The organism is Ignavibacteria bacterium, assembly GCA_025612375.1.
Classification (GTDB): domain Bacteria; phylum Bacteroidota; class Ignavibacteria; order Ignavibacteriales; family SURF-24; genus JAAXKN01.
In genome coordinates this window covers 68354-91150 of sequence record JAAXKN010000002.1, presented here as the reverse complement: position 1 = coordinate 91150, position 22797 = coordinate 68354, and the positions used below count along the sequence as shown (strand labels likewise).

At 43.6% G+C, this 22797-nt stretch carries 17 protein-coding genes; 10 read left to right on the top strand and 7 right to left on the bottom strand.

All coding sequences use genetic code 11. The features are described 5' to 3' along the window. Window positions 1–174 precede the first annotated feature (174 nt). Both HF312_02170 and HF312_02165 read left to right on the top strand, forming a co-directional pair. A complete protein-coding gene (locus HF312_02170; GenBank protein MCU7518991.1) occupies window positions 175–807 on the top strand; it encodes a redox-sensing transcriptional repressor Rex in 633 nt (210 codons plus the stop codon). Window positions 808–968: 161 nt separating this feature from the next. After that, entirely contained in the window at window positions 969–1394 is a 426-nt protein-coding gene (locus HF312_02165; protein MCU7518990.1) for a Rieske (2Fe-2S) protein, read from the top strand. Window positions 1395–1436: 42 nt separating this feature from the next. Here HF312_02165 and HF312_02160 read toward each other — a convergent pair whose 3' ends face one another. From HF312_02160 to HF312_02150, 3 genes are all read right to left on the bottom strand, one after another. After that, window positions 1437–2306: a ChbG/HpnK family deacetylase gene (locus HF312_02160; GenBank protein ID MCU7518989.1), complete on the bottom strand. Its 870-nt coding sequence runs from the start codon at window positions 2304–2306 to the stop codon at window positions 1437–1439. Window positions 2307–2538: 232 nt separating this feature from the next. Beyond that, the gene (locus HF312_02155) at window positions 2539–3222 is read right to left on the bottom strand and encodes a T9SS type A sorting domain-containing protein (protein ID MCU7518988.1); all 684 of its coding nucleotides are present in this window, start codon (window positions 3220–3222) and stop codon (window positions 2539–2541) included. Between the two features lie 1224 nt (window positions 3223–4446). Next, on the bottom strand, window positions 4447–4677 hold the full coding sequence (locus HF312_02150) for a hypothetical protein (protein MCU7518987.1): 231 nt from the start codon (window positions 4675–4677) through the stop codon (window positions 4447–4449). Between the two features lie 203 nt (window positions 4678–4880). Here HF312_02150 and HF312_02145 point away from each other — a divergent pair, with 203 nt between their 5' ends. The 4 genes from HF312_02145 to HF312_02130 all read left to right on the top strand — a co-directional run bounded on the left by HF312_02145 (window position 4881) and on the right by HF312_02130 (window position 6747). Next, window positions 4881–5345, top strand: a complete 465-nt coding sequence (locus HF312_02145; protein MCU7518986.1) for a YbaK/EbsC family protein — start codon at window positions 4881–4883, stop codon at window positions 5343–5345. Window positions 5346–5510: 165 nt separating this feature from the next. Next, the gene (locus HF312_02140; GenBank protein MCU7518985.1) at window positions 5511–5837 is read left to right on the top strand and encodes a cupin domain-containing protein; all 327 of its coding nucleotides are present in this window, start codon (window positions 5511–5513) and stop codon (window positions 5835–5837) included. 109 nt (window positions 5838–5946) lie between these two features. Further along, on the top strand, window positions 5947–6129 hold the full coding sequence (locus HF312_02135; GenBank protein ID MCU7518984.1) for a PspC domain-containing protein: 183 nt from the start codon (window positions 5947–5949) through the stop codon (window positions 6127–6129). A 66-nt stretch (window positions 6130–6195) separates the two neighbouring features. Next, on the top strand, window positions 6196–6747 hold the full coding sequence (locus HF312_02130; GenBank protein ID MCU7518983.1) for a hypothetical protein: 552 nt from the start codon (window positions 6196–6198) through the stop codon (window positions 6745–6747). 38 nt (window positions 6748–6785) lie between these two features. Here the strand turns inward: HF312_02130 and HF312_02125 are convergent, their stop codons facing one another. After that, entirely contained in the window at window positions 6786–8921 is a 2136-nt protein-coding gene (locus HF312_02125; GenBank protein MCU7518982.1) for a S46 family peptidase, read from the bottom strand. Between the two features lie 796 nt (window positions 8922–9717). On the opposite strand from HF312_02125, the gene HF312_02120 reads away from it, so the two are divergent. Together HF312_02120 and HF312_02115 are read left to right on the top strand one after the other, a co-directional pair. Further along, the gene (locus tag HF312_02120; GenBank protein ID MCU7518981.1) at window positions 9718–11064 is read left to right on the top strand and encodes a phosphomannomutase; all 1347 of its coding nucleotides are present in this window, start codon (window positions 9718–9720) and stop codon (window positions 11062–11064) included. A 61-nt stretch (window positions 11065–11125) separates the two neighbouring features. Next, on the top strand, window positions 11126–11353 hold the full coding sequence (locus HF312_02115; GenBank protein ID MCU7518980.1) for a hypothetical protein: 228 nt from the start codon (window positions 11126–11128) through the stop codon (window positions 11351–11353). Between the two features lie 46 nt (window positions 11354–11399). Here the strand turns inward: HF312_02115 and HF312_02110 are convergent, their stop codons facing one another. Next, window positions 11400–12536: an aminotransferase class V-fold PLP-dependent enzyme gene (locus HF312_02110; GenBank protein MCU7518979.1), complete on the bottom strand. Its 1137-nt coding sequence runs from the start codon at window positions 12534–12536 to the stop codon at window positions 11400–11402. An 892-nt stretch (window positions 12537–13428) separates the two neighbouring features. On the opposite strand from HF312_02110, the gene HF312_02105 reads away from it, so the two are divergent. After that, entirely contained in the window at window positions 13429–14475 is a 1047-nt protein-coding gene (locus HF312_02105) for a hypothetical protein (protein ID MCU7518978.1), read from the top strand. A 181-nt stretch (window positions 14476–14656) separates the two neighbouring features. Then, entirely contained in the window at window positions 14657–17821 is a 3165-nt protein-coding gene (locus HF312_02100; GenBank protein MCU7518977.1) for a T9SS type A sorting domain-containing protein, read from the top strand. A gap of 86 nt (window positions 17822–17907) precedes the next feature. Here the strand turns inward: HF312_02100 and HF312_02095 are convergent, their stop codons facing one another. Further along, a complete protein-coding gene (locus tag HF312_02095; protein ID MCU7518976.1) occupies window positions 17908–19890 on the bottom strand; it encodes an oligopeptide transporter, OPT family in 1983 nt (660 codons plus the stop codon). Between the two features lie 18 nt (window positions 19891–19908). After that, window positions 19909–22725 carry a S8 family serine peptidase gene (locus HF312_02090; GenBank protein MCU7518975.1) on the bottom strand — a complete coding sequence of 939 codons (2817 nt, stop codon included), beginning with the start codon at window positions 22723–22725 and terminating at the stop codon, window positions 19909–19911. Window positions 22726–22797 lie beyond the last annotated feature (72 nt).

Genomic DNA, 22797 nt, shown 5'->3' with positions numbered 1-22797 from the left:
CGTTCACTGGCATGGTGAAAATGCAAAGGCAGTGGAGGATTGTCTTAAAAGCCCTTATATTAGTTTATGAAAAAGCAGCTTGTGGAGAATAATTATTCTTGCCAGGCGTTGTTTTCATGAATATATTTATTAACTTTCTAAAGTTATTTGGTTTAATAACATTACTGGAGGAAAATGGTCGGGAACAAGCACTCCATTATAAGGCTCTTGAAATACAAGAGTTCCTTGCTGCGGTTCCGGATACTGGGCTTTAAGAGGGTATTTTCGGATAACCTTGCAGATGCAGCTGACGTAACTGCCGCACAGGTAAGGAAAGATTTTTCATTGTTCGGAATTCCGGGCAACCGCCGCGGCGGATATCAGATTGACGAGCTCCTTTCAAGGCTTAACAGCCTGCTCGGTAAGGATGTTCTTCAGAAGGTAATCATTGTCGGAGCCGGACACATAGGCAGCGCCCTTATGAGATATAAAGGCTTTGACAAAGAGGGAATTCAGATTACTGCCGGCTTCGATATCGATCCCGAAAAAATCCAAAGAGAAGGAAGCATTCCCGTATACCCGTTCGAAGAGCTGAAGGACTATGTTAAAAATAACAATATAAAAATCGGCATTATCTCAGTTACCGAAATGTTTGCTCAGCATGTGCTCGATACCATGGTTGAGGCCGGAATAAAGGGAGTCCTGAACTTTGCGCCAATTAAGCTTAAAGGTCCCGATGACGTGTTTATAAGCAACGTTGACCTCCTGGGGGAGCTGGAAAAAGTAATATACTTTGTTAAATCCGCCGAAAGCCGCATTACCTCCTGAATCTTCTTAAAAAGGCGGGCGCCTTGTGCCCGCCTTTTTTATTATCCAATACTTAACTTACCTTATCTGTCCATCTTGTTTTTATCGGCTGCAGTTCTATATTAAACTTATAGGGCACAATTCTAATTATTTCTTCAGAATTCAAGAACAGGGAGCCATAAATGGATAGAAAAGAATTTCTTCTTAAAGCCGGGCAGTCCGCGGCAGTACTCATATTAGGTTCATGCTTTCAAAGCTGCTCATCAAACTCTTCAGACAGCGGTATCCCGACTGCACCTCAGAACGTTGACTTTACACTGGACCTCTCAAAGCAGGAAAATGCAGCCCTGAACAGCGTCGGGGGATATGTATACCAGGGAGGCTTAATAATAGCTAAAATAAACGACAGCACTTTCACAGCTCTTTCACAGACCTGCACACATCAGGGAGCTACGGTTGATTACGAGGCCTCTGCCACGCGCTTTCACTGCCCGAGGCACGGCTCTAACTTTGACGTAAACGGAAACGTAATAAACGGGCCTGCCGGAAGCCCCCTTCAGAAATATAAAACTTCCTTAAACGGAACCATGCTGAGAGTTTTCAGCTGACATAAAAAAGGCCGGGTATTTACGCGCCCGGCCTTTTTTATTCTAATCAACAGGTCTTGTCATGCTTTTTAATCCCCGTTCAGAAATCAGCTTTTCATAATTGATCAGCCTCAGACTGCCGCTTAAAATTTCTTTTTTTAGTGACAGGAGCGCATTCAGCTCAGCCTGGCGGTGCCTGCTCATCTCCTTCATCCCGAAAGAGTTCAAATCAATCATCGCCTGAAGTTCCGGCGTATCCATTCCGATGTGGCACACAAGAAGATTCACGCGTTCAGGGCTCAGGTCGCTCAGTATCACCTTAAGGCTGTCCTGCTTCTTGTCCACGGGATCGTTGTACATTGTGTTTAGATAATTCTCCTGGAAATAATTTGATATTCCCAGGTGATATTCACGAGCAAGCTTTTCAACAATTTTCCTGTACTCCGGCCTGTCTACTGCCGTGCTCATGTGGTGGTCAAGATATGTTATCTTAAGGCCCGACTTCATGGCACGTTCCACCTGTGCCCGCAGCTCCTTTTCAATCTCCTTAAGTTTGGGCTTGTTTGCCTTAAATAATGCCCTCGAAGGGGTGAAGTATCCCGCACTGTCCACCAGGCTCGGTACGGCGTCTTTACCCGTAACGGGACCCCACCTGTAGTTTTTCCATTCGGCATTAAGCGTAAGGTGCACACCGACGGCTATTTCAGGGTGATTTTTTAACAGGTCCACCGCCTCCTGGTACCATGGGCACGTAAACATAACAGAGGCCGAAAAAGGAATGCCTGATTCAATGAGCTCTTTGGCCGCCATATTGACCGAATGCGACATACCGATGTCATCACACCTTATAAGAAGTGTTTTCTGATCCTGTGCCTGAAGCGCCGGCACCAGAAGAAGTAAAAGAAAAATTACAAATTGAATTTTTTTAATCATTTGAGCATCCATTAATTTAATCGGGAAAAATTCCGGGGTAAAACTAAACAGATTGCAGCTTACTAGCAAATATGGCTCACCTTAATTAAGCTGCGCCTGCCCGCAGACAGACACATAAAAATACCGCGATAGCGGTTTCATATTTGTAACCCTGGGGAAGATATCCCCAAACCCCAAAAACCGCGTAGCGGTTTTATATCTGTTACCTGCGCGTGAAACGTTAAAAAAATCCCTACTTCAACAATGTCATCTTCCTGCTGATTACATTCTTTCCCGACTGCAGCCTGTAAAAATAAATCCCGCTTGAAAGCCTGGACGCATCAAACGCCACCTCATATGATCCTTTATCCTTAACCTCATCTACCAGTGTTGCCGCAACACTTCCAAGCACGTCGTATACCTTAAGTAAAACATGCGATCCTGCTTCACCTACCGAATACCTGATCCTCGTTATCGGGTTGAAGGGATTAGGATAATTCTGCCCGAGGCTGAAATTTTCAGGCTTCTGCCCATTGTTTGATGCTGCAGAAGTAACGTCATTTAATTCAAATGTAACCCTGAACTTGCCCCCTTTCCCCGCGGGTATTCTGATGGTTCTTGTTGAGGAATTAAAACTATTAAACGCTTCGCCATTAAGCGTTACATCTTTTATTTTAAGCCTGTTGTCCTTAATTGCAAGAGGATATAGAAAAACGCTTCTATCCGCGGAATCTGCCTTAAAGTAGTAGTAGAGGCTTACGGGTGCCTTTTTGTAAAAAAGATTCCCATAAAGATAAGTGTAGTAGCCCAGTTCGGTTGAATGATAGGCGGCCTTGCCGCTATTACCCTTCTCTTCTCCCCACTGCGGCACTTTTCGTCCGTCTCGCGTCCTGTCCGAATACACTTCGCCGTTCTCATGGTCAACAAAGTACTTCATGAAAAAGTCCAGCGATTCGTCAGCCATTTTAAGGTACTCATCACTTTTTGTAATGTCGTAGAGTTCAAGGCCTGCCGTTACAGCCTGTTCCATCTGCCACCAGGCCTTTGCCGTGTCACTTACTCCCCACATCAGCATCTGGCCTGTGGTGCGGTCAAAGTCCTTGTAGGGCCCGCCATACTGGTGGTCGTAGCCTTTATCCAGTACGCTTTTTATTAGCTTTTTAGCGGTTGTAATAAACATGGTGTCGGGACTTATCTGGTAAACTCTTCCCAGGCACCAGGCGGTTTTAAGAACGTGCCCCATTATGGTCATCGTTTCATTATTGTCCGGATTCCAGTCGCTGTCAAACTCCTCCACAAAACCTATCTTCTGGCTGTCCATGCTTCCTGCAAGATGCTCTGTCATGTTATCTGTTATCTTAAGGAGTTTATCTTTATACTGCGCGTCACCTGTTAGAAGATAAAGGTATAAGGTATGTGTCGTTATGGCGTCTACGGTCGCATTAAAGCTCTTCCCGCTTTTTGATGTCCAGTTATAGCTCGCGTTGTCATAATAGCCCTCGTAACCCGGTCTTCTGTCCCAGAGCTTCTGTTCATTGTTTACGTAGCCTTTCATCAGCCGGCTCCAGTCCATTGTGTCGCCCGTAGCCTCGAAATAAGCTGTAATTCCAAGAAGGGCATAATGCTGGTTAAAGGCGTCTTTAGTTTCTTTTGAGTTTACGGGGTTTCCGTTTTTGTCCAGGTTTGTAAACCAACCGCCGTAGGATTTATCCCACGCGTGACTGTACATAAAGTTGAGGGCACCACGCGCATAGCCGAGGTAAGCCTCATTACCCGTAAGCATAAAGGCTCTCACATAGCCGTAGGTATCGCGCGACTGCGAGAGAGTATTTTTGTTTGTACCTGTAACATTGCCGTACTTGTCGACGTTTGTATAAAACCCTCCAAGAGAATTGTCATATGCCTTATTCCAGAACCTGGCGCAGCTGTCCACGTAGCCTATAGCTTTTTCCGGCTGAAGCAGGTAAGGGGAACGTACATTGTATTGTGCAGAACATAAGCCCGATAAAAGAACCAGGAATAGTACTTTTTTCATATCCATCCTTCTCTCTCTCTTAGAAAATAGTTAAATGGGGTTTTAGAAGTTAATTCAGTCTTCCGGGGCAAAAAAAAGGAGAGCCATACGGCTCTCCTTTAATATATTCAGATCATTGAGAACAGTTTATTCCTGTTCGCATGCCTTTGTGCAGCTTTCTTTTTCCTTATCTGTGCACTTGTGCTCTTTAACCTTTGTCTTTGTCTTCTTAACCTTTACGGTTTCTTTCTTTGTAACTTTTACAACCTTCTGCTCGGTCTTGGTCTTTGGTGCAACCTTTTCCTGCGCAAAAGAAGAACTAACACCTGTCATTAAGAAAGCAGCAGCAATGATCATGGCAAATATTTTAATTTTCATGTTCGACTCCTCTTATTGTTAGTAGTTATATTTCTGCATATCTGCTAAATTACATAAAAACCTGAAAAAATAAAATTTCACAGGTCACATTTTATCATCAAGGACAAATTTAGATATACTATTATTGTGGAATTGTTTATTATATTTCCTTTAGGTACATTAAAACGCATTCCGGATTAATAACTTAATTAAAGGAGGATACTATGCCTGCCAGAAAATTAAAACAGTTCCTGGATGCTAACAACATTAAATACATAAGCATCAAACATTCACCCGCCTTTACGGCCCAGGAGGTAGCTCATACCGCCCATATCAGAGGCAAAGACCTGGCCAAGACAGTAATAGTTAAAATCGGCAATGATATGGCAATGGCCGTTCTGCCGGCTAAAAACCTGGTGGATCTGGATTTGCTGAGGGAAGTCACCGGAAATGAGAACGTTGAGCTGGCCAGTGAAAAAGAATTCAAAAACCAGTTCCCCGACTGCGAAATCGGAGCCATGCCGCCTTTTGGTAACCTGTACAATATGCAGGTCTTTGTTGCCGAACCTTTGACCAGGGACAAGGAAATTGCCTTTAATGCGGGTACACATTCCGAACTCATTAAATTGTCGTATGAGGACTTCGAAAGGCTTGTTAAGCCGAAAGTTGTAAAATTCTCACTGGCTTAAGTTTCTCTGAGGCATGGCGCCAATGGCGCCATGCCTCCCTGTTTTTTGGATAAATAATAATCCATCTTTGTAAGAAGATGGCATTTAAGGGACAAAAACAAGCAAAATTGCCTTAAATAGTTTATATTTCCTTATGAAATTTTTTAATTGGAGTAAAAACAGGCAATGGAAGTAAATAATCTCTTTTCGGAAATACCCGATAATTTCCAGAAAGAAATTTTTGATATATTAGTTCATAATCATAATCTGACTTTAGAAAGAATTGTATCGTGCGGACAGGCTTCTCCCGAGGGGGAATGGTATGAACAGGAGACAAACGAATGGGTTATACTTTTGGGAGGTTCGGCAGGCCTGTTATTTGAAGGGGAAAGCGATGAAAAAGTTCTCTATCCCGGTGACTATCTTTTGATTCCAGCCAATACAAAGCATCGTATAGAATGGACTGACCGTAAACAGAAAACAGTCTGGCTTGCACTGCATTATATGGATTAAACATATTTTCAGTGAGCGGCCTTTTCAGTCTGCTTTACGATATATTTTGCAATGTTTTTTATGGCCGCCTTTGTAAGGCGGCCAAAGAAGTATATAAATCGGGGACAAAATGCCTTTAAGAAGATCCAGAAACAAAATTATTGCAGGCGTCTGCGGCGGCATAGCAGAATGGCTGGGCTGGGATCCCACCATCGTCAGAATCGCCTATGTGCTCATTTCAGTGCTCAGCGCAGCATTTCCAGGAATACTGGTTTATATAATCCTCTGGATTGTAATGCCCCCGGCGGATTAAGGCAGGTTTGTCCTGTGTATAATCGGGGAGAAATCCCTCAAAAAATAACCGAAAGCAGAAAACAATATGGGCCGGATCTTAACCTTTCTGTTCTTGCTTCTTTCCAGCACGGAGCTTCTGCCCCAGATAAACTCCATGAGCGTGGGAGGAAATTTCGGCATAGGCTCAATAAAGGGGAATTCCCCCTCACAGACCAGCTTTAATACCAGTATATTTCTTGATGCCTCCCCCGCCTTCATGGGAAACTCATCCCTGAGGCTCTCACTCCTTTACGGACGCAAAATTGAGGCCCTCCTGCCCCAGGGCGTCTATGATAGGTATTTCCCCTTCGTAAAGGGCATTTCCTTAAAAGCCGTAACTAGCCAGACATTCCAGAACTTCTTCTATACAGAAGAGTCTATCGGACCTTTGCTCCTTAACGACAGGACCTTCAGCGACGTTAATTCAATCGACCTTGGCTTATGTTTTTCTTTTATGGCAGGGCTGGATTTCAGGACTAGCCCCAAAGGGATGGCTTTTGGACTGGGTACAGAGTACGGGATGACATTTACAAACACGCTGGCTTCTTATTTCTCTATCTACCTTCAGGCACAGTATTATTTTCTGGGAAGTGACTAAAAAAAGAAAGCCGCCTTTTTGGGGGCGGCTTTTTTAACTTACTTTGTGGCTTCAGCCATTTTTCCGGCTCTTAACTCTTCACCGAGTCTTGTAGCCTTGTACATATCCTTGATTGCCTCAACCATACCTTCAGAATCAACGCTCAGGCAGCGGTTAGATTCTGTTGTAAAGATGAAGTCGCCGGGGAGGCTTTCGATGTTGCCGTCAAAAGCAAGACCAACAATTTCAAGGTTTTTGTTGATAACCGGGCTTCCCGAGTTGCCGCCGATAATGTCGTTTGTAGAGATAAAGTTCATCGGGGTTTCAAGATTGAATTCCGGAGGAATAGTCTTCCACCTTTCAGGCAGATCCCAGGGATACTGCTTGTTGAAAGAATAGTACCTGTCATATAATCCGTAATAGGTAGTCTTTGCCGGAGCCTTGGTTCCGTTATAATCGTAACCCTTTACAACACCGTCAGCAATTCTGAGCGTAAATGTTGCATCAGGCGGAATTGAGGTGCCGTAAACTGCAAAAAGAGCCTGCCCTAAGAGCTGATTGTTAACAGCTTCCTTGTCCTGAATGTCCCTGGCTTTCTGCCTGATGGCATCCAGTTTGCCGGATGTATTCTGCAGGAAATAGATAAAAGGATCATCTGAAGATAGTATGTCCTTGGGTGACTTGTTAAGCAGGGCCATAACAGACTCTTTTGAAGTAAGCTGTGAGTGGCTCAGCATATAGTCGGCAGCGTCCTTTCCCTTTTTAGCGTCAAAAAGCTTCTGTACAAGCTCGTTGCCTTCGCCAAGCGTGTTAATGAGGTTTTTAGCGAAAACCTGTACGAGTTTGTAATCGAAGTCCTTATCCATATCATCCGGGAATATCTTTGCCTTTGTGGAATCAAGCTCATCGCCCTTAAACTTTTTGCTTCTTTCATTTTCCGGCAGCTGCATCTGGTTTGCGTACTGAATGATGTCCCTTGCAATTGAAAAATAAGAAGCAGAAAATCTCGGGTTTACTGAATATGCAGAAAGATCTTTTGAGTACTGCCTCATTTCACTTCTTGTCTGTGCAATATTATCCCAGATATTTCCGTATTTTGACTTCAGTTCGGGCTTTGAGTCGACTGCAGCCTTGAACTTCTTTTCAAAATCTCTTTTTCTTGCCATGAGCACCGGATCGTTTAATCCTTTGATCATTCCCACATAAACCTTCTGTGAGTTTGCAAGGCCGAAGAGCATATCTTCATACTTTAATGACTGGTCTGGATGCTCTTTCAGTGTCTGTGAATAAACGTCAATTAAATCGTTAAGCATGTTGAGTGTTACAGGGTACTGTACATCACGGAAATATTCCAGCTGTGCCATTGTGTTAAGGCGGTTGGTTCTTCCCGGGTTGCCAATAACAAAAATGGCCTCGCCTTCACTTGCGCCCTGCGGGCTCCATTTGAAATAGTTGTCTGTTTTTAACGGTTTTCCCGTCTCATCATAAACGCGGAAGAATGTACAGTCGAGGTTGTAGCGGGGATATGTAAAGTTATCGTAATCGCCGCCAAAGAATCCTATCTGGTTTTCAGGGGCAAATACAAGACGCACGTCGTTATATCTCTTGTATCCATAGAGAGAATATTCTCCGCCGCTGTATAATGTTACAACTGAAGCCTCAAGGCCTGTCTCTTTTCTTGTGCGGGCCTCAATTTCACTGATTTTGTCCTTCCTGGCCTGGACTTTTTCTGCGTCTGTTGTTGCTGCATTTATGGCATCCTGCACCTCTTTTGTAACGTCCTTCATCAGGACGAGCTGGTCCACATAAAGGCCCGGGACGGGTCTTTCATCCTGCAGTGTCTGTGCATAGAAGCCTGTTTTATGAAGGTCTTCACCTTCCTTGTTAACCTGTGTAACGCTTTCACGGCCGCAGTGGTGGTTTGTCATAACCAGGCCGTCGGCCGAGACAAAGGAAGCCGAGCAGTAGCTGGCAAATCTCAACGCTGATTTTCTGGCCTTTTCAAGCCATTCAGGCGTTGCAGTAAAGCCGTAAGCTTCCTGGAAGTATTTAACAGGAGGGTTGTCAAATGTCCACATTTTGCCGGTATCAAACCTCTGTGCCTTAACAGTATCGAGATTGATACCGCCGGCAACGTTTGATGTTACGGCTGTTTCCTGCTGTGTTGTTGCTGTACTTCCTGAGCAGCCTGCCATAAAGGCGACTGAGAATGCAACACTCAAGCTAAGGAAAGCTTGTCGTAGGTTTTTTAGCATATTGATTCCGTATTTTATTTGTAATTAATGAACTGTTCTGATGAAAATTAATATAATTCTCATACCATTACAATTACTAATTTACAAATAAAATACGGATTCAGGAACTAAAAGGCTTCAAAGCCTTTAATTCCCTCTAAAAGCAGCTCTGAGAAAGAGGATCAGGCAATCCCCTTGAGAAGGAAAATCCCGCCGGATGTCTTACTTATAATTCCCTGGTTCAGATATAGGATTCCGGGGTATATAAAGGCTCAATCTCCCATTCGTCTTCCACTGTACCAATGCAATGGGAACACTTTTCCACATAATAAACTGTTTTTTCTTCCTGAGGCGAGGCATGAACGAAGTTGATAACAGTCTGGCAGCTTGCGCATTGTACCACATGGGAGGTCTTTACTCTTGCACGGCAGATTGGACACAGATAACCCAAATCACCAGGAGTTTTCTCGGGATCTACTAAATAAATTGAATTACATCTGGTATTATTGCATTTAACAAAATGTAACTGTACCGTATTCTTGGGTTCGATTGCAGCCTCCACTATTTTTTTTGTATCAAAAGTAAAGAGTTGAGTATACAAATTCTATGTAAAAATTAAGTCTACCACTAATTTCCCCATGCCTTTATTTTAGCTTCCACTAATTTCCCCATGCCTTTATTTTAACTTCAGGTTTTTTGTCTGGATAAAAAATATTATTTTTATTTATAACGAAATCTAGTCACTGAAGGAGAGAAAATGGAAAAAATCAACGGATTTAAGGCTTATGACATACGCGGCAAGGTGCCCGGGGAATTAAATGAGGACCTGGCCTATAAGATCGGAAGGGCTTACAGCAAGCTCACCGGTGCAAAAACTATTGTCGTAGGCCATGACGTCAGAAAATCATCTGTTCAGCTGTCGGAAAGCCTTATAAAGGGTATTACAGACAGCGGCGTCGACGTTACAGATATAGGACTTTGCGGCACGGAAATGATCTATTTTGCCACCCCTTTCCTGAATGCCGACGGGGGAATTATGATTACGGCAAGCCATAACCCGCCAGAATATAACGGAATGAAATTTGTAAAAAAAGGTTCTGTTCCGGTCGGTTACGACTCAGGGCTCAATGAAGTAGAAAGAATGATAGTAAATGACGAATTTGATCCCGTAAGCCAGAAAAAGGGAAGTGTTGCCCGTAAGGATGTAATGCCTGATTTTATCAATAATCTTAAGAGATTCTACAGCAAAGATAAAATTAAGCCTCTTAATGTAGTGGTTAACGGGGGTAACGGCTGCGTCGGACTGGCGCTCGATGCTATTGAAGGTGACCTCCCGATTAAAATGATCAAGGTTTTTACCGAGCCCGATTCCAGCTTCCCGAACGGCGTTCCGAACCCTTTATTGCCCGAAAACAGGCAGCCTACCATAGACGCCGTGTTAAAAAACAAGGCCGACCTGGGCGTGGCATGGGACGGCGACTACGACCGCTGCTTCTTCTTTGATGAAAAGGGGAATTTCATAGAAGGATACTATATCGTAGGCCTTCTGGCAAAATCCATACTGAAGACTCACCCCGGCGAAAAAATCGTTCACGACCCCAGACTTGTCTGGAACACGGTTGAAGTTGTAAAAAAATATGGCGGCGTCCCGGTTGAATCCAAGAGCGGTCACGCATATATAAAAGAAAAGATGCGCGAGGCTAATGCAGTCTATGGCGGCGAAATGTCGGCTCATCACTATTTCAGGGATAATTCCTATTCAGACAGCGGAATGATACCCTTCCTGCTCGTGCTGCAGCTTATTTCTGAGGAAAACAAGCCTCTTTCAAGCCTTGTTGAAGAAATGGTGAAGAACTATCCATGCTCGGGTGAAATTAATACCACTATAGATAAACCCGCAGAAAAGATAAAAGAGCTGGATGCAAAGTATAACGGTAAAAAAGAACGCCTGGACGGCCTTAGCGTGGAATTCCCCGACTGGCGCTTTAACGTCAGAATGTCCAATACGGAACCCATTTTGCGCCTGAACGTCGAAAGCCGGAACGATGAAAGCCTGATGAAGGAAAAAACGGAGGAACTTTTAGGCATTATAAGGGCAAAATAACAGAACCTTTTTAAATTGGATGCGTCTAATTAATAAAAACCTCCAATAAAGAGAGAAAACAATGAATCAGGAAAACGAAAAAGACATCGATATCAACAGAATTCTGCACAACAAACTAAAATCCATATCTACGGATTCTCTGGAAGCAGGCATTTCTAAGGTTGTTAGTGATCTCGTGGGTGAGGATTATAAGTGCAGTATCGGTAATATTAAATATACTCTTTTCAGCGGTGCTGAATTTAACCTTAAGGTTGAACTTTCGTTAAAATCGGAAGACACTCAGCTTTAATGCTATGGTCACAGCAGGCGGAATGTGTCCGCCTGCTGATTATTTTTCAGAACAGAATCTCTTTAAGGACACTTACAACCCTGTCTATTTCTTCCCGTGTATTGTAAAAATGGGGGGAAAACCTTACTATACCTTCTCTTACGGCTGCAGTTATATCCCTTTTCCCAAGTTCCGTAAATACTTCCTCGGCCTTTGGGGAAGAAAAGCTCACAATTCCAGACAGGTTATTTCTGTCCACATTCTGAAGCACCGGACTAATTCCGCAATCCCTCAGGCGCTCCATGAAGTACTCCGTATTACCCAGGATTGCCTCTTCAATTTTATCGTGCCCGAACCGCCTCATAAAGTCAATTGAAGCGTGCAGCGCCACAACGCCGATTGCCGAAATTGTACCGTTTTGGAAGCGCTCAGCCGACGTCCTCAGCTTAAGGTTATAGTCCAGAAGGTTCCATGCATCTGCAACAGACGTCCAGCCCACATACTTAGGGCTTATTTTCTCCTGCAGCTCCTCAGTTACAAAAGCAAATGAAAGCCCCTGCAGCGCCATCATCCATTTCTGCGTTCCCGAGGCCAGAAAGTCAATGTTCATCTTTTTAACGTCCACCCTTAAGGCTCCCATTGACTGTATTGCATCAACAGAAAATATAATGCCTTTACTGCGGCAGAGCGCTCCTATTTTTTCAATGTCGGCCCTGTAGCCTGAGAGGAACTGCACGTGACTTATAGAAACGAGCCTTGTTTTTTCAGTAATTGCCTTTTCAATATCCTCAAAAGAGACTATCCCGTCGTGGCTTTTTACAATATCCATTTCCACGCCCTGGCTTTTCAGGTTAAGAAAAGGGTAGATATTTGAAGGGAATTCAATGTCATTTAAGACAATCCTGTCGCCTGTTTTCCATTCGAGCCCCTGTGCTAAAAGGTTAAGGCTGTTGGATGTGTTGTCCATAAAAGCGATCCTGGAGGCGTCGCAGTTAATCATCTCTGCCAGCTTGGTTTTAGTATCCACAAGCATTTTCTGGTATTCCGGGAAGTTTTCAATTTCCGTCCGGCTTCTAACGTAAATATAGTCATTAAGCTCATTTACAACCGGTTCAGACAGAGGGCTTATTGCGGCGTGATTCATATAGATACGCCCCGAATTCAGATAAGGGTAAAATTTTCTAGCTTCACTGATCTGCATCATTTTAATTCTTCAATTTTTATAAAATAAAAAGACCCTGAGGAACTCTCCTCAAGGTCACCTGCATGTTTATAATATTTAAATATAGCGATTTTCCCACCTTTATTCATCCTACAAATAGGTAACTGCTAACGCAGTTAAAGCAATCCCCTTTTTATTCAAAGTATTTTTCCTTTCTATCCGCGCTAGCGGATACCTATTTGTAGTTTTATTCCATATTGCTACAAATAGGCAACTGCTAACGCAGTTAGGAATTATCCTTTTAATTCATGGCAAAGTTTTTTCTTTCTATCCGCGCTAGCGGATACCTATTTGTAGAAAAAGCATAAATAAAATATAGAACAGCGTAGCTGTTCTATATTTTCCCAATCCTGTTTGCATATTTGAAAATAATTTGCAATTATACTATTGTCCTTCCCGTAAAATATATAGAAAAAATAAAAGCAATAAAATTAATTCAGTTAAAACGTTGAAGACTTGACATTAAATTTCCAATACTGTAACTTACTTTCATTCAAGTCATATAAAGAGTTTTATTTCTGAATGACAGATGAATAAAGAACCCTTACATACTGCGATACTTATTCCACTCTCCAAAGCGTCCCAATACCTACATTCATTTCTAAGTAAGTCCAGGTCAGGAAACACAGTCCGCATTCATAAAGAGAATGTGAACAGAACAGCTTTAGACATTAATGACAAAGAAAAAGAGCATTCTTTTGGAAAAGGCATGATCTGCCTTGGAATAACTGTGCTTTAACAACTGAATCACCAGATCCCTTTGAAAAATACGCATCCATACGTATTTACATTAAGCTAAGAAGATTATAAATTCAGAGAGTTAAGCCATTAATAATCAGATTCTTTTTTTCCTGCAATCATTCAGGGCTTAGACATGAAAAGAATAGTCATCAGCATTTCTTTCCTCATATTTATTTTCCAGGCATTCTCATGTCATCAGGATCCAGTATCCCCCATTGAAGACACTCCGGGCAGGCGTGACTACGAGTGGAGTGTTGATACCATAAAAAGTCAAATGCTATCTCTAAGTAGAATCTGGGCAAGCAGTCCAAGTGATGTATGGGTGAGTGGAGAAGACGGGGACTATGATAAAATGCTCTGGCATTATGACGGGCATTCCTGGCAGGCAGCAGGATTGTGGGGACTTGCTCCATACTGCATCTTCGGCTTCTCCAGAGCCGACATCTATACAGGTGGCTTCAGCATATTCCACTATTCAGGCTCCTCATGGAAAGAAATGTTTATTCCAAAGGTGGATAGTTTATCTTATTGGAGTATTCTCCTTCCGGATATCCGGGGTATTAGTCCTGATAACATCTGGGCCGTGGGGTTTGGCTACAGGGATCAACATACGAGCTATGGAGTAATATACCACTTCGATGGGAAAAGGTGGCAACAAAGCATGGTAATGAAAAAGAAGAACATAGACCTCTACCGTGTCTTTCCCACGGGTGAGGGGAATAAGTGCCTGATTTATGCAGTAAAAAACAGAGCTGACACTTTCCCCGACAGTACTGTAATCTATGAATATGACGGGAATTCCACCCTGAAGGAGATTGCAACGGGTCCCTTCTGGGAAATGGAGAATCAGACTATGATTTATACCATAAATGGAGACCTATTTGTTGAAATGAAGAATATGATCTATGAATATTCTTATGGGCAGTACAGGAGATTCATGTCAGCCAAAACCCTGAATGGTGGAGAAATAATGGGAGGAAGAAGTAGAAGTGACTTCTTCGTCTGGCAGCCCGGTGAACTGCAGCACTTCAATGGAAGCGACCTGAAGACCATTTTCAGGCTTAAAAATGATGTTTGGCTCTTAGACGATGTAATTGCTTTTGAAAAGGAGATATTTTTCTTTGCACAGGATAATGTAACAGGAGATCACTACCTGGTGAAAGGAAAACTGAAGGAGTAAAAAACATATGAGAAACTATAGGTCAGAAGGAATTCAAGGGACAGTGCGGTAACACTGCCCCCTGGGTTAAATAGTCCACCTAAAGGCTCACTACCTTAATAACCCTGCTATCTCGGCAGGACCGGGGGCTATTTATGTTTAAAATAATAAAATTAATTTATTTAACCAAAAGGAGGCTCTCATGAGAAGTAGTAAAGTTCAGGTACTGGTTAAAGCATTGGTCCTGCTGATGCTATTTAGTTCTGTTTTATTGCCTCAGACAGGTTCACAAACATGCTCCTTGAGATTAAAATCAATGCTATTTAGGCAGATGGATAAGGACTCAAATATTACCTACAACAATTCACCCGGAGCATCCTTCGGTTATTATCCCTTAAATGGTCTTTCTTCTGAAAGCAAATACAGATCTGTTTATGAGGTGGATCTGCCCTCTGCATTACCTGTGGGAGCTTATATTACGAAAATTGAATTCATTTACAATAGTAGTGCTTATAATCCAGGTGAAAGCTTCTCTTTATACAATATCCCAATTTCTTCATATGATGATACATGGACTAATTCTCAGATCTGGAATGTAACAGATATGGGCACTTACGAAGGCAATTGGGGAGTTTCCAATCAGGAAATTACTGTACGGGCTTCCCTCCTTGAATGGATAGCAAATAATGCTTTGGACGAAAGGAAGACCAAACTTTACCTTGGCTTTAGAGCTTATCCTGAATGGGGCGCAACTACGGTAAATACGAACGGTTTTCAATATGCCAAGTTAAGATATACCTACGAAATCGTGGTAAGGGATACAATTAAAAACGTCAGCGGGAATGGGAAAATTGACGTAAGTGTTAATAACCAGCCTTTCTACGAAGCGAACAGCGGGGAGGTACTAATATTAAGTAAAGGCTCAGTAGTTCAGCTAAGGGCAAAAGAAGAGCAGTTTGATGGATCGTACTTCTGGGTATGGAATCAGGATCCAAGTACTTTGGGAAATACAATAAGCAACTGGAAAATTAAAAAGGAAAAATTCTTTGAATTCTTTCCTGGTAGAATTTATACCGATACAGCAAAAGCCAATAACCTTTTTTCATCCTTTACGGCAGGCATAAGGAAGAAATTTATAATAAACAGGACCGATAAGACTGAATTCGACGGCAACTTCCAGACAAATGACGTAACCCGTGTTGTTGAGAAAAATAGTCTAAACATTCCGTACTCAGCAACCCTGGTAAAACCGGCAGGAACTTACAGCTTCGTAGGCTGGGAAGACGGGGAAGGTTCATTAAGAACACCGACTGACAATACAACCTATACTGCCATTTATAAAATTCCCAACAAATCAAACACTTCAGCAGCATTCACCAACTCAAGCCAGAGAAAGCTGGCACGTACACCAAACGGCAGCCTGCACCTGGTCTATGAAAGCATGGGAAAAGTCTGGTATGAAAAGAGCACGGATAACGGGACTACGTGGAGAATAATGAACGGTGGCAAGCCCCTGGTAAGTGAGGACGCAAAGCTCCCGTCAATTGAGGCCTATGACACGGATTCAAGAATAATCTTTACCTATCAGAAAAGGCTTGAAAACGGCTTTCCTCCAGACTTGTACTTAATTGAGCTCATGGTATATAATGTTGATGTTGACTCTCCTCAGGACATACTCCCTGTCTGGCAGTCATACCCCTACAGCTACAATGCCAATCCTGTAGTTGCATTTGACTTTAACCAGTACCTTTATAACAGAATTGCTGTAGTTTTCCAGGATAACTCTGAATCTCTTCCCGGAATCTTCTACCGACTGGCAGGTCTTGACGGGACCGGGATGCACTACGAGTGGAAAGGCAGTGCCGCAAGGTTAAGCGGGACTGGCATGTACTCAGTTAACCCGTCAATAAAGTCCCCATATTACAGCGCCACCATTTCCAAGTACAACGCCGATCTAAAGTTCCACATTGCCTTTGAACAGCTCTCAACAGGAAGCTCTGTTAAATACTCATTACTGAACATAAACCCCTCGGGTGCAGTTTCAGTTTCAACTCCTCTGGACATTTCCTCCTACATTTTCCCGGCATATTCAGACCTGAACGAAAAGCCCCTGGTTACGGTTGTAAATGGAACACCTTACATTAGCTGGCTTCACTACAGCGACTTGACCTACCTGCATGAGGCCGCTCTGGCAAGGAGTACCGGAGGATCCTGGAACTTATTCGACAGGTACGGAAAAGAAGACGACATCACATCAGTCCACATGAATAATGTCGGGGTAAATAACTTCGTTCTTGCCTGGAACGTTGATGGCTATGGAAACGAGTTCGTTAAAAGCACTTCGATGGCAACCCCTTACATTACAAACACCTCCGGGCGTGATATTCAGGTTGCAAACGGGACTGACTTTACCAATACGAGGCTTATGTCTTTTACAAATGATGCAGTTCCTTACTATTTTACGATATCAGATCCTATGTCAAATGGAACCCTGGCCAAGGGAACACTTTCCAAAGAAACACTTTCCAAAGAAAAAGAGGGGCAGAACACCTCCAGGACCGTTGAAAGCCGTACAGGCATAATAAAGATCAATGAGGCTTCCTTCAGGGCAACTCTGGGAGAAATAAAAGCCGGGGAGAGCTATGTCACATTCAAAGATATAGAGAATGATTTTACACCTGAAAAAGAAAACTTCTCTCAGGCACTTGAATCGAGGGAATTTACTGCCTCTGATAAGACCGTTCTAAGCTATAGCTCTGAATTCACCATAAATGATTCAGCAATGGCAGCCTCACTTTTTCAGCAAGGTCTTGAATCTTTGACTTTTTCCCTGGAGTTAGTTGAGGCAAAAAGCAATGAGGTCCTAAAAAGGCTCACCTCCAGAACATTTAACTCCAAATCCCTTTCCACAGGGAAACCTCAGGCCTTCAGGCTTGACTTAAATGGAATCGGCAGCCGCACCCTAAAGCTTAGAGTTTCATACGACATAAAGGCAAATGATTCCCTGAATGTTGAATATAGACTAATGAACTACTACAAGCCTGACGGCAAAATGAAGAAAGAAGGCTATGTCGATCTCACATACAGTGAAGTAAAACCTGTAACAGAGTATGCTTTAAGCCAGAATTACCCGAATCCATTTAACCCAACAACAGTCATAAACTATCAGATTCCGAAGGCTTCAAAGGTACTACTTAAGATCTATGACCTGCTGGGAAAGGAAGTTAAAACTCTTGTAAATGAATATAAGGAAATGGGAAGGTATTCGGTTGAGCTTAATGCTTCAAACCTCCCATCAGGAACCTATATCTATGAACTTAGGGCTAATGACTTCGTTAAAAGCGGCAAGATGATACTTCTCAAGTAACTTTATTAGGGAAATAAAAAAAGGCAGAAACCCTCTTTTGGGCTTCTGCCTTTTCATTTTGTAAAGATGAAATGGGTTAGGAAATTTTAGTCCTGAACCTTTGCTCTCAATGAATCCCATATCATGTAAGCACAGATAAGCGCGAACATCGTAATTGCTATCAGCTCAGCCGAGTGCGATTCCTGCCATTCGGCGTTGACAAAGTTCAGGTTCCAGAACCGCATCATCGCGCTTACCACACCCATTAAGGCTCCTCCTGCAATAAAGCCTGAAGCTATAAGCGTTCCGCGCTCCCTTCTTGCATTGTTAACTTTCTCATCCTTGCTCCTTGTGGAAACAAAGTATGAGATGAGTCCGCCTACTAAAAGCGGTGTGTTCAGTTCAAGAGGAATATACATTCCAAGCGCAAATGCTAAAGCCGGAACACCAAGCATCGTAAGTATTAATGCCATAAAAGCACCCGCAACATAAAGCATCCAGGGAGCAGGCTGATTGGACATAAGAGGCTTAATTACGGCGGCCATTGCATTGGCCTGCGGGGCTACCAGTGCGCCTTCGCCTGTAAATCCGTATGTCTGGTTTAATATAAGTATTACCCAGCCCACGGTTGCCGAGGCAACTACGGTGCCTAAGAACTTAAATGACTCCTGTTTGTAAGGCGATGATCCCAGCCAGTAGCCTATCTTAAGATCTGTTATAAAGCCGCCTGCCATTGATAAAGCCGTGCAGACCGTGCCGCCGATAATAAGAGCCGATATCATGCCGGCTTCACCTGTAAGGCCAACTGAAACTAAAACTATGCTTGATAGTATGAGCGTCATAAGCGTCATGCCTGAAACCGGGTTGGTACCTACAATTGCAATTGCGTTTGCGGCTACAGTGGTAAAGAGGAATGAAATTATGAGCACAATTAAAAGTCCTACTACCGCGTGCGTAAGGTTTGTAACAACGCCCGACATGAAGAAGATGAATACCAGGACGGCTGTAACCAGAATGCCGATTACTATAACTGCCATCGGTATGTCCCTCTGCGTCCTCAGCTTTGAGGTATGCTCACCCTTGCCGCCAAAGATCTCCTTTACGGCCAAAGAAAAAGCCGAAACGATAATCTTTGAGGAACGGATAATTCCGATTATACCTGCCATTGCAATGCCGCCGATGCCGATGTGGCGGACGTAGGTTGAAAATATCTGCTCGGCCGACATATCCTTTACAAGCAGCGTAACATTAACTCCCAATGGCTGCGTAAGGGCACCTCCAATGTAGGAGACTATCGGAATAAGAACATACCACGAAACAAACGATCCTGCTGCAATAATTGCTGTATACTTAAGGCCTGTTATGTAGCCGAGGCCCATAACGGCAGCGCCTATGTTCATTCTGAAAACTATCTTGTAGTTGTCTGCCAGCTTCTGTCCTAAATCTATGACGCGGGTTGAGAAGACTTCGCTCCACCAGCCGAAGGTGGCAACAATGAAGTCGTAAACACCGCCGATTATACCGCTTACAACCAGAACGAGCGCCTGCCCGCCCCCCTTTTCTCCTGCAACCAGAACTTCAGTTGTCGCAGTTGCCTCGGGGAAGGGGAACTTACCGTGCATCTCGCCCACAAAATACTTCCTGAAGGGAATAAGGAAAAGTATACCCAGAAAGCCGCCGAATAGTGAAGCCAGGAAGATCTGCATAAACTGAACGTGCAGATTTAATATGTAAAGAGCAGGAATTGTAAATATTGCACCTGCAACAATTACGCCTGAACTTGCGCCTATCGACTGGATAATTACGTTTTCACCAAGGGCGTTTTTCCTTCTCGTAGCCGTTGAAAGCCCCACTGCAATAATTGCAATAGGAATTGCGGCCTCAAAAACCTGCCCGATCTTTAGTCCAAGATAAGCCGCGGCAGCCGAAAATATTACAGCCATAACGAGGCCCCAGGTAACCGACCACGGGGTAACTTCCGGATGCGCCGCCTTGGGCGACATTACCGGCGTATACTCCTCACCCGGCTTTAACTCCGTATAGGCATTCTCGGGCAATCCGCCGTTTGTAATGGCAACTTGATCACTCATAAAACAAATACTCCTTCGTTATTTGAATAAAAAAGGTAACTCTAATTCTACTTTGTCTGTCTCTAACGATCTGAAGTAAACTTTGCCGTAAGGCTTTGCATCCGAAGGATAATAATATGCCGGAGGGGCAAATGAACACTTCAGCTTCTTTTCAACATTCGGGTAAAGTTCAATGCGGCTTGATTCTCCGTACTGAACCGGGAATTCCACGGGGGAGGATATCTTTGTAAGCTCCTTGATACTTACAACGGCATAGCCCGCCTTGTTTGCAAAGGCCGGAACCAGCGTTAGCAGGAGCTTCGTCGAGTCTTTCTCCCCGAACGTGTTGGCTACACTGATTTCCCCGTTTTGATAATTAAGCCCGTCTTTTATTAATGCTTTACCGGATTCATCATAGATAATTACTGAAAAATCGGTAAACTTGTTAAAATCTTCTTTGCTGATGGAAAAATCAAAGTCTTTTGAACTTTCATTCTTTCTTATTACAAAAGGATAAACATACCTGTCAACACCATTGAACTCGGCCTTAAAGTCCTTCTCATATCCTAAAAGCCTTCCTGTAAGCTCATACTGCTTTACCTGGCTGAAGGAGTTCATTACTGAAATGTTCCTGTCCTTTGTATCCAGCACGATCTCACGCGCAATTGAATTAACGCCTGAGCATTCAATTTTAAGGTTGTATACAGAAGCCTTCTTTGCCATATAGTTGCCGTGTACAACGAGCTCATAGACGCCGGGCTTCAGGTTCTCATGATTGGATGTAAACTCCGCATCCTTAAGCTCTGAGTTCAGCAGCTGCGAAGAATAAATATTTACGCCGTCAGGATCAAACAGGCGGTAGACTGCCTGAGCATAATTCTTCCCGTCGGAGCTGATCTTAATTGTAACGTTGCCCGTTCCGGCCGGGATATTAAGAAAATACCTCTTGTGGCGCCCCGGCTCAAGGCTTTCTTTTTCAAATGACTGGGTGTAGCGGTTCTGACTGCTGAATTCATAAGGAATAATAACCGTTGCCAGCATGCTGAATTCAGAAACATCTTTCCTTCCATCGGCAAAGGCCGATATTCTGCCCGTGTATATGCCGGGCTCTTTCATCTGGCTCTTGTCAAAGCGGACACTGACATAAGTGCCCTGCCCGTTCCTGAAATAAATTTTCTTCTGCACCGGAATAAGCCATTGTGAACTGCTCTCAAGGTTAAATATGCTGTAAAACCTCTTCCCTTCGCCTGCCTTTACTCTTGAAATATTATACCTGAATGTGTCGCCGTCTTTAATTATATTGCCGTCGCGGAAGTATAAGTTCGGAGCGCGGTCAGTCGGCATGCTGGGTACATAAGCCGTAACGTTAAAGTCCTCTGTATCCTCATAATCCTTATTCTTTATCATTTTTTCCAGCACACTGTAAGCGTTTTCAACGTTTATGTATCCTGCTCCTTCGTCAAGCGCGTTATAGCCCGCCATATGCACTGCGCCGTTTCTTACGGCACGGAAGAGCACCTGCGAGGGTATTTTAAGCCCCGGATACTCGTGGCTTACAGCGCTTAAAAGTAAAGACATTACGCCTGCCGTATACGGGGAGGCCATACTGGTGCCCCACATGCGGTCGCTTTCTTTCCAGTTCGGAACCGTGGAAACGCAGGCTCCCGGAGAAACCACGTCAGGCTTTGAAACCTCGCCTCCTCTTGCGCTGAAATGAAGAACAATGTCTTCAGAAAGTGATGCGCCGTAAACGTCGCGGCCCACTTCTTTAGTCAAAACGGCACCGGAGGAAAATACATATTTCGATGAAGCCGGCAGTCCCGAGCTCGAAATACCGGGGCCGTTATTGCCGTTTGAAGTGCAGATATAAAGATAAGGGTTTTTTCTTAAGAGGTCCTGCAGGAAAAGCTCCATGTCGGCACTTCCCTCAATAACACTCCCTATGCCGAAACTCATGTTTATTATGCAGGGCTCTTTCCAGACCCTGGAGACTGAATCGGCAAAGAGGTAGGCTCTTTTCATGCTTTCTGTAACGGTTGCTCCGCCCGACATTGTGTTCTGCCCGATCTTGAGCCCCACAATGTTTGAACCCGGTGCAACGCCGTTAAAATGCTTTTCACGCCCGATCCCGTAACCCGAAGCGATGCCTGAACAGTGAGTGCCGTGGGCGCCGTCGTCATAAAAAACACTGATGGTCTTTGCCTCAGGGAAAATGTTGAATGCGAACGTAAAATAGGGAAGTTTATCCGCAGCCTGGATCTGGAAAGTATCAAACTTTTCGTGGTAGCTCCTCATAGGCTTTTCATCTGAGAGGCTGCCGTCAGCGTTTGTGTCGAAATAAGCCGCCCAGAACTCTTCTCCGTTCTGCACAGTCTTAAAAGTAACAACAATAAATTTGTCGTCTGTTTTGCCGTTTCCGTTGAGGTCCTTTACGCCGGAGTTGGAATTCTTAAATCTTTCCTCGTCAAAGTTCCCGATGTAATATTTCCCGTCGGAAGGCTTTAACTTAAGTTTATCTATACCTTTTACCGAAAGCCCGTGTTCTTCATTTACAAGGCTCAGTGTTGCCTCATCCAGGCGGGCATCATATATTTTTACGTCCCCCTGCCCTGTAAAATCCCTCACGTCAATTACTTTAGTTTTCCCCTCAGAAGTATTCTTAAGGCCGTCAATTCCCATATCGACGCCCGTATCAAGCACAAAAATTATCGTCCCCCGCCCGTCATATTTAGGGTGGGACAAAAGAAAATTTTCAACTCCTGTCGGCTTCAGCGACAGAAATGTCTGCGAAGTATCCTGTGCATTAAGTGGCTGCACACAGAGAAAAAGCAGGGGTAAAAGGTTTCTAAGTTTCATAACTATAAATAATTAGTCCGTTTTTTTAATTCGAAAAGTTAAGTAAATAAGGCCTTAAAGAAAAGAATTAAA

Bases quoted from the DNA above. Each gene is read 5' to 3' on its own strand.
- HF312_02150 (MCU7518987.1), bottom strand. From the start codon at position 4,677: ATGAAAATTAAAATATTTGCCATGATCATTGCTGCTGCTTTCTTAATG.
- HF312_02165 (MCU7518990.1), top strand. From the start codon at position 969: ATGGATAGAAAAGAATTTCTTCTTAAAGCCGGGCAGTCCGCGGCAGTA.
- HF312_02115 (MCU7518980.1), top strand. From the start codon at position 11,126: ATGAATCAGGAAAACGAAAAAGACATCGATATCAACAGAATTCTGCAC.
- HF312_02135 (MCU7518984.1), top strand. From the start codon at position 5,947: ATGCCTTTAAGAAGATCCAGAAACAAAATTATTGCAGGCGTCTGCGGC.
- HF312_02155 (MCU7518988.1), bottom strand. From the start codon at position 3,222: ATGAAGTACTTTGTTGACCATGAGAACGGCGAAGTGTATTCGGACAGG.
- HF312_02130 (MCU7518983.1), top strand. From the start codon at position 6,196: ATGGGCCGGATCTTAACCTTTCTGTTCTTGCTTCTTTCCAGCACGGAG.
- HF312_02125 (MCU7518982.1), bottom strand. From the start codon at position 8,921: ATGGCAGGCTGCTCAGGAAGTACAGCAACAACACAGCAGGAAACAGCC.
- HF312_02100 (MCU7518977.1), top strand. From the start codon at position 14,657: ATGAGAAGTAGTAAAGTTCAGGTACTGGTTAAAGCATTGGTCCTGCTG.
- HF312_02095 (MCU7518976.1), bottom strand. From the start codon at position 19,890: ATGAGTGATCAAGTTGCCATTACAAACGGCGGATTGCCCGAGAATGCC.
- HF312_02090 (MCU7518975.1), bottom strand. From the start codon at position 22,725: ATGAAACTTAGAAACCTTTTACCCCTGCTTTTTCTCTGTGTGCAGCCA.
- HF312_02120 (MCU7518981.1), top strand. From the start codon at position 9,718: ATGGAAAAAATCAACGGATTTAAGGCTTATGACATACGCGGCAAGGTG.
- HF312_02105 (MCU7518978.1), top strand. From the start codon at position 13,429: ATGAAAAGAATAGTCATCAGCATTTCTTTCCTCATATTTATTTTCCAG.
- HF312_02160 (MCU7518989.1), bottom strand. From the start codon at position 2,306: ATGATTAAAAAAATTCAATTTGTAATTTTTCTTTTACTTCTTCTGGTG.
- HF312_02110 (MCU7518979.1), bottom strand. From the start codon at position 12,536: ATGATGCAGATCAGTGAAGCTAGAAAATTTTACCCTTATCTGAATTCG.
- HF312_02145 (MCU7518986.1), top strand. From the start codon at position 4,881: ATGCCTGCCAGAAAATTAAAACAGTTCCTGGATGCTAACAACATTAAA.
- HF312_02170 (MCU7518991.1), top strand. From the start codon at position 175: ATGGTCGGGAACAAGCACTCCATTATAAGGCTCTTGAAATACAAGAGT.
- HF312_02140 (MCU7518985.1), top strand. From the start codon at position 5,511: ATGGAAGTAAATAATCTCTTTTCGGAAATACCCGATAATTTCCAGAAA.